Source organism: Nonomuraea sp. K271, from assembly GCF_009908215.1.
In the GTDB taxonomy this organism is placed as follows: Bacteria; Actinomycetota; Actinomycetes; order Streptosporangiales; family Streptosporangiaceae; genus Nonomuraea; species Nonomuraea longispora.
The window spans coordinates 81,529-94,069 of sequence record NZ_JAAAHR010000015.1 but is presented as its reverse complement, the minus strand read 5'-3'; the positions used below and the strand labels follow the sequence as shown (position 1 = coordinate 94,069).

8 protein-coding genes are annotated in these 12,541 nt (G+C 72.5%); 3 read left to right on the top strand and 5 right to left on the bottom strand.

The genetic code is table 11. From position 1 onward, the window contains the following. Positions 1-220 precede the first annotated feature (220 nt). Together GUY59_RS07880 and GUY59_RS07875 are read right to left on the bottom strand one after the other, a co-directional pair. Positions 221-889 carry a lytic polysaccharide monooxygenase auxiliary activity family 9 protein gene (locus GUY59_RS07880; protein WP_138199693.1) on the bottom strand — a complete coding sequence of 223 codons (669 nt, stop codon included), beginning with the start codon at positions 887-889 and terminating at the stop codon, positions 221-223. A gap of 257 nt (positions 890-1,146) precedes the next feature. Next, a complete protein-coding gene (locus GUY59_RS07875) occupies positions 1,147-2,466 on the bottom strand; it encodes an ATP-binding protein (RefSeq protein ID WP_138199694.1) in 1,320 nt (439 codons plus the stop codon). Positions 2,467-2,646: 180 nt separating this feature from the next. Here GUY59_RS07875 and GUY59_RS50590 point away from each other — a divergent pair, with 180 nt between their 5' ends. From GUY59_RS50590 to GUY59_RS07860, 3 genes are read left to right on the top strand one after another with little or no spacing between them, the layout of a single operon-like run. Continuing rightward, positions 2,647-6,204: an NACHT and WD repeat domain-containing protein gene (locus GUY59_RS50590; RefSeq protein ID WP_330849144.1), complete on the top strand. Its 3,558-nt coding sequence runs from the start codon at positions 2,647-2,649 to the stop codon at positions 6,202-6,204. A gap of 53 nt (positions 6,205-6,257) precedes the next feature. Further along, positions 6,258-6,911 (top strand): hypothetical protein, encoded by a 654-nt coding sequence (locus tag GUY59_RS07865; protein ID WP_138199696.1) that lies wholly within the window; start codon positions 6,258-6,260, stop codon positions 6,909-6,911. Then, positions 6,881-9,409, top strand: coding sequence for an NACHT domain-containing protein (locus GUY59_RS07860; protein ID WP_138199697.1), 2,529 nt, complete (start codon positions 6,881-6,883; stop codon positions 9,407-9,409). The genes GUY59_RS07865 and GUY59_RS07860 overlap by 31 nt, the downstream gene beginning before the upstream one ends. On the opposite strand, the gene GUY59_RS07855 is transcribed toward GUY59_RS07860, so the two are convergent. Genes GUY59_RS07855 through GUY59_RS07845 form a run of 3 tightly spaced genes read right to left on the bottom strand, consistent with a single transcriptional unit; the run spans position 9,393 to position 12,407 of the window. Further along, complete coding sequence (locus GUY59_RS07855; protein ID WP_138199698.1) at positions 9,393-10,898, bottom strand: tripartite tricarboxylate transporter permease; 1,506 nt, start codon at positions 10,896-10,898, stop codon at positions 9,393-9,395. The genes GUY59_RS07860 and GUY59_RS07855 overlap by 17 nt on opposite strands. 20 nt (positions 10,899-10,918) lie before the next feature. Next, a complete protein-coding gene (locus tag GUY59_RS07850; protein WP_138199699.1) occupies positions 10,919-11,380 on the bottom strand; it encodes a tripartite tricarboxylate transporter TctB family protein in 462 nt (153 codons plus the stop codon). Between the two features lies 1 nt (position 11,381). Next, positions 11,382-12,407 carry a tripartite tricarboxylate transporter substrate-binding protein gene (locus GUY59_RS07845; protein WP_201760606.1) on the bottom strand — a complete coding sequence of 342 codons (1,026 nt, stop codon included), beginning with the start codon at positions 12,405-12,407 and terminating at the stop codon, positions 11,382-11,384. Between the last annotated feature and the right edge of the window lie 134 nt (positions 12,408-12,541).

Genomic DNA, 12,541 nt, shown 5'->3' with positions numbered 1-12,541 from the left:
AGGGGGTGGTCATGGTGCCGCGGGCTCCCTCGGTCGCATCTGTCCTTACCCGTTCGACGGGACACGGCACCGAAGTGTGAGGCCGGCAGGCCGGCTCGCGTCCTCGCGCGGGACCGTCCACCCTACGCATGGACGTGCGTCACCCCCGCCGCCCACGGTGTCGCGGGCGGCGGGGGTGACGGCACCCGGGTCGCTGGCCGGGCCCTCTCCTGTGGGCGGCTCAGGTGAAGTTGACGTCGCTGCAGATGTAGTACGCCTGGTCCATGTGCGAGGCCTGCCAGATCGTGAAGACGACGTGGCGGCCACTGCGGCCGGGCGCGCTGGCGTCGAAGGTGATGTCCTGGCTCGGGGCGTACCTGCCGGTCTCGCGCACCAGTTCCAGGCTGCTCCAGGTGAGCGGCTGGGTGGCGGGGTCGAAGCCCTGGCGGGTGACGTAGACGCGGAAGTAGTCGGCCCCGTGGCTGGCCTGGTCGTAGAGGTGGAGCTGGAAGTTGGTGCTGATGTCGGTGGTCTTCCACGCGCCGACGGCGTCGAGGGAGTTGTAGCGGCCGCCCTCGGTCCGGCCGCCGCTGCAGAGCTGGCCGTCGGGTACGGCTGCCTGGTGGTTGCCGCCGACGTTGTTGCGGTAGAGGCCGTTCCAGTTCCACATGGCGTTGGGGTTGGCCTGCCAGGCCTGCCAGCACATCGGGTCTTCCTGCTGCATGGCGGGGTTCAGGTGGTCGTCGCCCCAGCGCAGCCAGCAGCCGTAGTTGCGAGAGGCAGGGTCGATGATCGAGCCGTGAGCCGAGGCGGACTGGGCCCACGGCAGCAGGCAGAGCAGTGCGGCGGCCACGATGGTGAGGACGCGGAGCGTCCGGCGGGTGGGTACGGCGGGTCCGTGCGGTTGCATCGTGCGTTCTCCGTCTGTCCGGCGGAATGGTCCGGGATGTTGGGAGCGCTCCCAACCGCCGTGTTACCTGTCGACGTGGAGGCGGCGGTTGACTGTTACCTTCACGGGAGGCCTCGCCGGCTGTCAACAAGGGCCGGCGGGCCGGAACGCGCATGTGCCGCCCGTACCGGCCGTGAGCAGCGCGGATGCCCCGACCCGCAATCTCCCGTGTAATGAAATTTCATGAAACATGGGTGGATCATGAAGGATCAGGGCGGTCACTCGGCGCCGAGGCGCACACCGGCCATCTGCTCGAAGGCCGAGATCTCGCACTCCGCCGAGCCGCCGAGCGCGGCCGACAACCACAACGCCGAGGCGTGGCCGTGGACCAGGTCGTGGAGCCGGTACCGCCCGGGGGCCGGCTCCTGCAGCAGATGGGCGTCCAGCAGCTCGTCCAGCAGCCGCCTCGCCTGCGCCGGCGTCACGTCCAGCAGCGTGGCGGCCGCGTCGAGGCCGAAGACCGGGCGGACGACCGAGCCCAGCAGCCGATACACCTGCCGGTGCTCGGCGGGCAGCCGTTCGTAGGACCGGTCGAGAGCGGCGACGACGCTGTGCCGTCCGGCCACCAGCTCGGCCAGCCGGTCGGTGGCCAGCCGGTCGAGCAGATGCCGCACGTCCCAGGCGGGGTGCGCCCGGAGCCGGGCGGCGGCGATGCGGATGGCGAGGGGCAGCAGCCCGCAGCGCCGTACGACCTCGGCCAGGACGTCCACGGATGCGCCCGCGTCCCGTTCCCGCCCCGCCAGCCAAGTGAACAGGGCGACCGCCTCCGGCACCGGCAGGTCGTCCAGCGACAGGTTCCTGGCGTCGCCGGGACAGGCCAGGCGCCGACGGCTGGTGATGATGACCCGGCAGCCCGGGGCGGCCGGCAGCAGCGGATTCGCCTGGTGTTCGTCGGCGGCGTCGTCCAGGACGACCAGGATCCTCCGCTGGGCCAGCACACTCCGGTACAACGCGGCGCGGTCGTCGAGATGCCAGGGGATGTGCTCGCCGGGAACGCCGAGGGCGCGCAGCACGCGGGTGAGGGCGGCGCCCGGATCGACCGGGGCCGTGGCCTGGGCGTGGGCATGCAGGTCCACGAAGAGCTGACCGTCGGGGAACAGCGGCGCGAGCCGGTGGGCCGCGCTCACGGCCAGCGCCGTCTTGCCCATGCCGGCCATGCCGTCGACGCAGACGACGCTGTGGTGCTCCATCAGGATCGCCAGCTCGCGCTCCCGTACGGCCGGTACGGCGACGTCGGCGGGCAGCTGCCGGGGAACCGTCCACGGTCGCGGGTCGGCCGGCGGCGGTTCGTCGGGTCCGGCGGGCCGGCCGCGAGCGGCGGCGTACAACATCTCCAGCTCCGCGCCGTCCAGCTCCAGCGCCTTCGCCAGCAGCAGGACAGAGGTGGCGCGCGGCCGCAGCAGCCCCATGTTCTCCAGCCGGCGTACGGTCCTGACGTTGAGACCGGCCCGTTCGGCGAGTTGCTCCTGTGTCAGCAGCGCCCGCTGGCGCCACATGCGCAGCAGCGCCCCCAACGACATCCCGGCACCGGGATCCACGACCACGACACCCCCCGTTCCCCTCGTCGCCCTGGCTGGTGCGGATGAACAAGACCATCGAATCCGCGTCTCGGCTGTTCAAGCCACAGATCAGACGACATTGGACGAAATTGGATGGGCGGGATGGCGTCGGTTGTCCGTCGCAATCATGATTGATGGGGATACCGGCGATTGGCCAGAATGAGCGCCATGGCGGAGCGAGATGGGGGCGGCCATTCCAGCGATGGGTGCCCATACCAGGGTCTTGTGCCGTTCGAGGGCGGGAAGGCCGGGTTGTTCTTCGGGCGTGCGCGGGCGACCCTCAGCCTCCTTGACCGCCTCGGACGGCGGTCGGCGCGGCACGGCTCGATCCTCCTGGTCTCGGGCGCCTCGGGCGTGGGCAAGTCGTCGCTGCTGCGCGCAGGGTTGATGCCGGCACTGGCCGAAGGGCGGTTGCCGCTCCCCGGATCGCGACACTGGCCGCGCCTGCTCATGACGCCGACGGCGAAGCCGTTCGGTGCGCTCGCGCAGGCATGGGCGCAGGCGTTCGGCGGGTTCGCCGACGCGCACGCGGCACGATTACGGGACGATCCCCGGGAGGCGGTCGCGCGGGCCGGCCGTTTCGTGCTGGTGGTGGACCAGTTCGAGGAACTGTTCACGCTGGTGACCGACGAACACGAGCGCCAGGCGTTCGTACGAGCCCTGCACGCCATGGCGGAGGGCCGCGACGGCGCCGCGGTGGTCGTCGGCGTGCGCGCCGACTACTGGGATCGCTGCGCCGCCTACCCGCAGTTCGCCGAGGCCATCCAGGACGGCCAGGTCATCGTCGAGCCGATGACGGAGCCGGACCTCAGGCTGGCCATCACCGGCCCCGCCGCCACGGCCGGCCTGGAGCTCGAACCCGGGCTGGTGGAGATCATCCTGGACGAGCTGCGCGTCGGCCGGGTCGCCGGCGACCGTTACGAGGCCGGAGCCCTGCCCCTGCTCTCGCAGGCGCTGCGCAACACCTGGGAGAGACGCGAGAACGGCACCCTGACCCTCCGGGGGTACGAGGACTCCGGCATGGTGCGGGACTCCGTGCGGCGTACGGCCGACGAGGCCCTCGCGGGGCTGGCGCCGGAGGACCGCAAGGCCGTGCTCAGGTTCTTCCGGCGGATGACGGTGATCACCGCGGGAGGTCGGGTGGCGCGGCGCCGGGCGACGCTGGCCGAGCTGCGCGCCGCCGCGTCCGCCGGCTCGGAGGAGGGCTGGGACCGGGCCGCGGAGCTGCTGTCCGCGTTCGCCGACCGGCGTCTGCTCACCCTGCACGAGGACACCGCCGAGATCGCCCATGACGCGCTCCTGACAGCCTGGCCCACGCTGCGGCAGTGGCTCGAACCCGACCTCGCCGCGCAGGCGGTGTACGACCAGCTCCTGGACGCCGCCGCGCAGTGGGCCGGCAACCACCGCGACCCCGCCTTCCTCTATCGGGGCCCCCGGCTGCTGGCGGTCCAGGACAGCCGGCCCAACTGGGACCGCGACCCCGACAGCTTCCCTCCGCCCGGCCCCATCGTCGAAAGTTTCGTCGCGGCGTCCACGCGAGAGGCACGGCGGGCGAGCCGCCGCCGTCGCCTCGTCATGTCCGGCCTGGCGGTGCTGTCAGTGCTGGCCCTGCTCGCGGCCGGCGTCGCCGTCAACGCGGCGGACGAGGCCGATCACCAGCGCAAGGTGGCGATCTCCCGTCAGCTCGCCGCGCAGAGCGAGGTCACGGGCGACACCGCGCTGTCGTCGATGCTGGCTGTGGCGGCGTGGCGGATCGCGCCCACGGACGAAGCCGCCAACCGGGTGCTGACCGCGGCCACCCGTACCGGCCGTGGCACGCTCGCCGGGCACACGCGAGGCGTAACGGCGCTGGCGTTCAGCCCCGACGGCTCGATCGTCGCGACGGGGAGCGCCGACGGCACCGCGCGCCTCTGGGACACGGCGTCGCGGCGGCAGCTCGGCGCGCCGATCACCCGGAAGAAGTACGAGTGCTCGGACGTCCTGCTGGCCTTCAGCCCCGACGGCCGCACGCTGGCCACGTCGTGCCTCAGCACCGTCCGGTTCTACGACGTGGCCACCCGCCGCGAGCGGGGCGCCCCGCTGAAGCACCCGAGTGTCGTGACGGCGCTCGCGTACAACCCTGACGGGAAGACCTTCGCGACCGGCGACAGCGCGGGCGTGATCCAGCAGTGGGACGCGGTCACGCACCGGCCGCGCGGGGCCGCGATGGGCCGGGCCGACGACCGCCCTGAGCGATCGAGCAAGATCTTCGGGGTGGCGTTCAGCCGGGACGGCAGGACGCTGGCCGGCGCCGGCCAGGACGGAACCGCCCGGCTCTGGGACACCGCCACCTCCCGCCGGCTCGGCGCCCCGTTCGCCGGGCACACCGCCGCCGTCCTCGATGTCGCCATCAGCCCGGACGGCGCCACCCTCGCGACCGTGAGCTGGGACCGCACCGCCCGGTTGTGGAACGTCGCCACGGGCAGGCAGACGAGGGTGCTCAAGGACCGCACCGCCGGGTTCAACGCGATCGTCTTCAGCCCGGACGGCACCCGGCTCGCCACCGCGGGCGCCAGCGGCCGTACGATCCTGTGGGACACGGCCGGCGGGGAGCGTCTGCTCGTGCTCGCCGTCAACGTCGGCGCCGTCGAGCGCGTGACGTTCAGCCCCGACGGGAAACTGCTCGCCGCGGCCGGCTACGACGGCGTGGTACGTCTGGCGGACCCGCAGGTCCACCAGCAGGCCGGGACCTCCATGCCCGCGTTCGGAGCCGGCGCGCTGAGCCCCGACGGGCGGACCCTGGCCACCGGCGCGGCCGGTGGGAAGGACTCCGCGATCCGGCTGTGGGACGTCGCCACGCAGCGGCCCGCCGGTCCGCCGCTTGAGCCCCGGGACGCTCGCGGCTCGGTGGCCATGATCGCGTTCACCCCCGGCGGGCGGACGCTGCTGACGTCCGGCACGGACGGCCTGCGGCTCTGGGACGTCGCCGGCCGCCGCGAGATCGCCCACGAGCCGACGCTCAAGGGCGTGGCCGTGCTCAGCCCCGACGGCAGGTTCGTCGCCGTCCAGCAGGACCAGGCCATCGTGTTCTGGGACCTCGCGCGCCGCAGGGAGACCGGGCCGCGCATCCGCGTCCCCGGCCACACCGACGTCGTCACGGGGCTGGCGATCAGCCCGGACGGCACGACGCTGGCGAGCGCCGGCTTCGACGCCCGCGTACGCCTCTTCGACGTCCCCACCCGCCGCGAGATCCCCGGTTCACCGCCCGCGGCCGCCGGCGGGCTCGTCAACGACCTCGAGTTCAGCCCCGACGGCCGGACGCTGGCCTACACGGCCGCCGACGACGCCGTCCGGCTGTGGGACGTGCCGCGACGCCGCCCGGCCGGCGTCGCCCTGATCCCCGAGGACGGCGCGACCAGCGCGCTCGCCTTCAGCCCGGACGGCCGGGTCCTCGTCACCGGATCCACGAGGGGCGGCGTGCTGCTGTGGGACCTGCGGGTCAACCGGCGGCTCGGCACCTATATGGACGGCCATGCCCGCGGCGTGAGCTCCGTCGCCTACAGTTCGGACGGGACCACCGTCGCCACCGTGGGCGGCGACGGGACCGCGCGGCTCTGGAACGTCCGCAGGCCCGCCGACCTGGTGGCCGCGGCATGCGCCAACGCGGGTCGCGCCCTCACCCGTGAGGAATGGGAGAGCCACGTGGGAGAGGAGGAATACCGCCGGATATGCCCGTGAGCCCGGACATGGAGCAGGACACAGGCCCCACCCTCATCACGGAGAGAACGCGCATGTTTCTGCGAGGCTTACGCCGGCGGACGGGCCGGCCGGTCCCCGAACTGGTCGCGTTGTTCCGTTCGATCATCGACGGCGGGCGGGACTACCACCCGATCGCGTCCGACTTCCTGGAGCACTTCATGGACGGCGCGGGCGGGTCGAGGACGATGTCGCCGCGATGGCTGCGCTCGTTCAAAGTGATCAAAAAAGCGGAGCGCAAGAACCAGCGCCGGTTCGAACGGCAGCTCGCCCGGCGGGCGAGGCTGCTGGGCGACGGGGAGTCGAGCTGGTTGCACGACTACTGGGACGCGCGGATCAACGCCTTCATCGGCACGGAGCTGTTCTACGTCAGCAGGATGAGCCTGCTGCGCTCGCAGGGATCGTTCGTCCTGACCAGGGAAGGACCGGAGGTGCGCGTGTCCGGGACGGTCCGCCACCGCTGGTTCGACCCCTATGACTGGGACCGCGGCCGATGGGTCTACATCCCCCGGCACGGGTTCGTCCCCATCGCGGTCGGCCGCGACCTGGTCGCGGCCGACCAGGCCCGCAACTTCCTGATGGAGTCGCGCCACGTCCAGACGCTGGAGGGCCGATGCGTGGACGGCCGGTGGCCTCGGCGCGGCAGGGAGAGCTTCGGATGGTCGCTGGTGCGGACGGCGGACGGATGACCGCGGAACGGCTCCGGCCGCCCGACCCCGCCGAGGCCGGCAGCACGGCGGAGTTCGTAGGGACGCTGGCCCTGCTCAGGCAGTGGGCGGGCGAGCCGTCCCTGAGCAGGCTGCGTGCCCTCGGCGGCCAGACGACGACCTCCGACGGGACCACGGTCGACGCCCTGCCGAGAAGCACGACCTCGTACGTCCTGCGGCAGGGCGACCGGCTGCCGCGCTGGGACTTCGTACGGGCCTTCGTCACCGCCTGCTTCCGCTACTGCGACTACCCGGCCGAGCTGATCCCCGAGCAGCTCGAACGCTGGCGGGCTGCCAGGACGGCCCTGGCCGGACCGGCCGCCCGCACGCCCGAGACGCCCGGGGCCCCGGCGGGCCCGGCGGAGCCCGCCGACGTCCGCGGCGAGGACCCCGCGGTCGAGCTGCTGGCGCGGCGCGTGCTCAGGGAGGAGGACAGGGCGCGTAAGGGGCTGCTCGGCGGCTACACCATCGCCTCGCTCTCCTTCAGCGGTTACGGCGATGACGGCGAGGCGGAGCACGACCTGCTGTCGATCGGCCGGTACTTCAGCGGCCTGCGCCCCCAGCGCCTGCTGGTCGTGGGCGAGTCGGGGGCCGGCAAGACGGTGCTCGCCATCGAGCTGGTGCTGCAACTGCTGGAGCCCGTGCTGGCCGCCGGCGGACGCCCCGACCAGGGCCAGCAGGTGCCGGTACGCCTGAACGCGGCCCGATGGACCCTGGGCAGGCCCTTCGAACCGTGGCTGGCCGAGCAGCTGGCGCAGGACTTCGGGCTCGCGGCCAAGGACGCGCGGCGGCTGGTGCGGGACCGCCGGGTGCTGCCGGTGGTGGACGGGCTGGACGAGCTGGACCCCGAGCCGTCGCCCGGCCCGCCGCGACGGGCGATCGGACTGCTGGCCGAGCTCAACCGCTACAGCGACCTGTCCGGCCGGCGGCCGGGCACGGTCGTCGTGACCTGCCGCGCCGATCGCCACGCCCAGCTTCGCGCGGCCGGTGCCGTGCTCGACAACGCCGCCAGGATCCATCTGCACAACCTCACCGGCCGGCAGATCGGTGCGTACCTGCGCGCCCGCTGGCCGGACGGGCATCCGTGCGCCCCGCACCGCGACGCCGTCCACGCGGCGCTGTCCGGACCGGCGGCGAAGGCCGTGCACCTGGCCGTCGCCACGCCGTGGCGGCTGCTGCTGACCGTGACCGCCGTGGAGTCCGGGGCCGACCCGGTCGAACTGCTGCGCACGGATCCCGGCCTCGACCCCGCCGACGGGGCGGCGAAGATCGCCAGGCGGCTGTTGAAGGCGTATGTGCCGGCGGCGACCGTCCTCACACCCCGTGCCGACCACGGGACCCCGTACCAGCCGGACCAGGTCCGGTCGTGGCTCGTGCACCTGGCCGCCCACCTGCGCCGGCAGGCCGCCCGTGGCGCCGGGCCGGACCGTCCGCCGCCCGGCCTGACGGCGATCGACATCGTCCCCCACCTGCTGTGGCCGATCGGCGGCCGGCGCCTGGTCCGGGTGTTGCACTGCCTGGGCTGCGCGGTCTTCGCGGTCATCGCGATGCTGGCGTTCTGGGCCGGTTCGGGAGCCGGCCAGTCCGGCAGCCCGGCTGATCCGCTCACGTTGGCGCTCATGGCCGGCTGGGTGGCCATCGCCATCTGCCTGTCGCTGTCGCCGTGGCCGGCCGCCGCCGGTGGGAGGAGCGAGGTTCCTCGCCGGCGGCGCGTGATCGGCGGTCTGCTGGGCGCCCTGGGGGGCCTGCCCGCCGGCGTGCTCGGCGGCCTGGCCGGGTTCGTGCTGACCGGAGGAAGGGTCTTCGGCCCCGTCTTCGCCGTCGCTGCGGGAGGCGCCGGGGGACTGGCGCTGGGCGTGGTCATCGGGTTGACCGCGGCCGGCCGGCGCGGAGCCGAGCGCATGACCGTGTCCGAGGCGATCAGGGCCGAACCCCTCACCCTGCTGGGGTTCGGGCTGTGCGGCGCGCTCACCGGGCTGGCGCCGCTGCAGCTGGCCCACGCCGGCCCGCTGCCGCTGGCCGCGGGGGTCTCCGGGGCCTTCGTCCTCGCCTTCGCGCTCGGGATCGCCTTCAAGATCGCCACGGGGGGCTGGAGCAGGGACACGGAGCTGGCCCACCCGCGGGAGGCACTGCGCCGCAACCCGGTGATCGGGCTGGCGTTCGGCCTCACCGGCGGGGTGGCCGCCCTCCTGGTGTTCGTCATGACGCACGACATCGTCGAGTCGCTGGTGTACGCGCTCATCGGCGGCGTGACCTTCGGCCTGGCCTTCGGCGCGGTCGCCTGGGCCCGCACCATGATCGGCCTGGTCGTCGCGGCCACGCGCGGCCTGCTGCCGCTGCGCCTGTGGGCCTTCCTCGACTGGGCCTGCGAGGCGCGGCTGCTGCGCGTCAGCGGCGCCACGTACCAGTTCAGGCACCGCGAGTTCCAGGACTTCCTGACTCCCTCCGACGACGAGAAGGGTTCTAGTCCTCCTCGGTGAACACCATCTCGCGGCGCCTGCGGATCGCCGGCAGGACGGCGACGACGAGCGCCGCGAGGGCCACGGCCAGGAGCACGGCGGAGATCGGCCGGGTCAGGAAGACCGTCGCGTCGCCCCGGGAGATGATGAGCGCCCGCCGCAGGTTCTCCTCCAGCAGCGGCCCGAGGACGAACCCGAGCAGCAGCGGCGCCGGCTCGCAGCCGCACTTGATCAGTACGTACCCCAGGAGTCCGAAGAGCACGATCGCGTACACGTCGAAGGCGTTGAACCCCAGCGAGTACGTGCCGATCGAGGCGAACAGTATGATCATCGGGAACAGCACCTGGTACGGGATGCGCAGCATGCGCACCCACATGCCGATCAGCGGCAGGTTCAGCAGCACGAGCAGCACGTTGCCGATCCACATCGACGCGATCAGGCCCCAGAACAGCGCCGGCTCGTCGGTGATGACGTTCGGGCCGGGGGTGATGCCGTGCACGATGAACGCGCCGACCATCAACGCCATGACCGGGTGGGCGGGCAGCCCCAGGGTGAGCAGCGGGATGAACGACGTCTGCGCGGCGGCGTTGTTCGCCGACTCGGGCCCCGCGACGCCCTCGATCGCGCCGTGCCCGAACTCCTGCTGCCGCTTCGAGATGCGCTTCTCGACCGCGTACGAGGTGAACGAGGCCAGCACGTGACCGCCGCCGGGCAGCACGCCGAGCGCGGCGCCGAGGCCGGTGCCCCGCAGGATCGGGCCGACGATCCTGCGCCGGTCCTCGCGGGTCGGCCAGAGGTTCTTCACCTTGTTGACGACCGCCGTGCGGGTCTGCTCGTTCTCCAGGTTGCGCAGGATCTCGGCGACGCCGAACATGCCGACGGCGACCGACACGAAGTCGATGCCGCCGTACAGCTCGCGCTGGCCGAACACGAACCGGGGCGTGCCGGTGTAGATGTCCTGGCCGACCGTGCCGAGCAGGACCCCGAGGAAGATCATCGCCAGGGCCTTGAGCGCTGTGCCGCGCGCCAGCGCGATCGAGACGATCAGGCCGAGCAGCACCAGCGAGAAGTACTCCGCCGGGCCGAACTGCAACGCCACGCGGGCCAGCGGCGGCGCCGCGACGGCGAGGGCGACCGTGGCGATGCTGCCCGCGATGAACGACCCGATCGCGGCGGAGGCCAGCGCCGGGCCGGCCCTGCCCTGCCTGGCCATCTCGTGCCCGTCCAGCGCGGTGACCGCCGCCGACGACTCGCCGGGCAGGTTGATCAGGATGGCGGTCGTCGAGCCGCCGTACTGTGCGCCGTAATAGATGCCGGCCAGCATGATCAGCGCTGTCACCGGCTCGAAGTTGAACGTGATCGGCAGCAGCATCGCGACCGTCGCCGTCGGCCCGATGCCGGGCAGCACGCCGACCGCCGTACCGAGCAGCACTCCCACGAAGCAGTAGAGGACGTTCTGGATCAGGAGGGCCGTCGAGAAGCCCAGGGCGAGGTTGTCGAGAAGTTCCATGCCTCAATCCGGATGTCGCGTCAGAACCCCAGCCACGGGCCCCAGAGCGGAAGCCGCAGTTGCAGTCCGACGACGAAGATGAGCGCGCTGGCCACGGTCAGCCCGGCGGTCACGGCCACCGCCATGAGGGGCCGTACGCGCGAGCTGGCCAGCGTGGTGAGCAGGGCGGTCACCGCCGACGCGGCCACGAACCCGAGCCCTCGTACGGTGAAGCCGAAGAACACGAGCGCCAGCGTGATGACGCCCACCGCGCGCCAGGGGATCCGCCCGAACACGATCACCTCGCCGGCGACCAGCCCCTTGACGACGATCCCCACGCCCAGCGCGGCCACGAGCACGCCGACCAGCAGCGGGAAGGCGCCGGGGCCCATCCGCAGCGGGGTGCCCAGCTCGTAGCCGAGCGACCCCACCACGAACGCGCCGCCGAGCAGGACGAACATTGCCCCGGCGAGGACGTCGGGGAAGGACCGGCGGCGCTCCATCTCAGGATGCCTCGACGCCGGCGTCCGCGATGACCTTGCCCCAGGTGCCGAGCTGCTCCTCGAGCTTGGTCCTGTGCGCCTGCGGGGTCGCGCTCTCCGCGGGGACCGGCGCGGTGCCGAGCTTGGCCATCTGGTCCATGACCTTCTGGTCGGCGAGCGCCACCTTCAGCGCCTCGGACAACTTCTGCACGACGTCCTGCGGCGTGCCCTTCGGCACGTAGAGGCCGTGCCACACGCTGACCTCCAGGCCGGGCAGCCCGGCCTCGGCCGTGGTGGGCAGGTCGGGCAGGCTCTTCACCCGCTCGGGCGTGGTGACCGCGTACGCCTTGACCTCGCCCGCGCTGATCTGGCCGCTGGTGTTGGTGGTCTGGTCGCACATGAAGTCGACCTGGCCGCCGACGAGATCGGTCAGAGCGGGGCCGGTGCCCTCGTACGGGACCTCCTGGAGCTTGACCCCGGCGGCCGTCTGGAACAGCAGGCCGCACAGGTGGGATGCGGCTCCGATGCCGGCGTTGGCCAGGGTGACCTTGTCGGCGTTCGCCTTCACGTGGGTCACGAGGTCCTTGAGCGTGGCGGGCGCGAAGTCCTTGCGGGCGACGACCGTCATCGGCACCTCGGTGACGAGCCCGACCGTCTCGAAGCTCTCCAGCGGCTGGTAGCCCAGGTCCTTGTAGAGGGCGGGCGCCGTCGACATGCCGATGTGGTGCATGAGCACGGTGTAGCCGTCGGGCTCGGCCCGCGCGACCTCGCCGGCGCCGACCGTGCCGCCCGCGCCCTCGACGTTCTGGACGACGATCTTGCCGCCGAGCTTGGCGGCCATCGGCTCGGCGATCATGCGGGTGACGGTGTCGGTCGGTCCGCCCGCGCTGAACGGCACGACGAACGTGATGTTGTCGCCCGGATACGTGTCGCCGCCGGCGTCGGCCTCGCCGCCTCCTCCGTTGCCGGAACAGGCGGCGATGAGCGAAACGACGCCGATCGTGGCGATCATCCGCGCGGTGGCCCGGTATCTGCTGGACGTTCTCATGTCGCGGCCTCCTCGTGCGCATTCGCGTTCTTTCGGTGAGTGCGCGGCCTCAGTCTGGGCTGGCAGGGGGGCGGATGGTGTCAAAGGAATCCCAAGGAATGCGCAGGATGTCATAGAAATCCCAAGAACGGGCT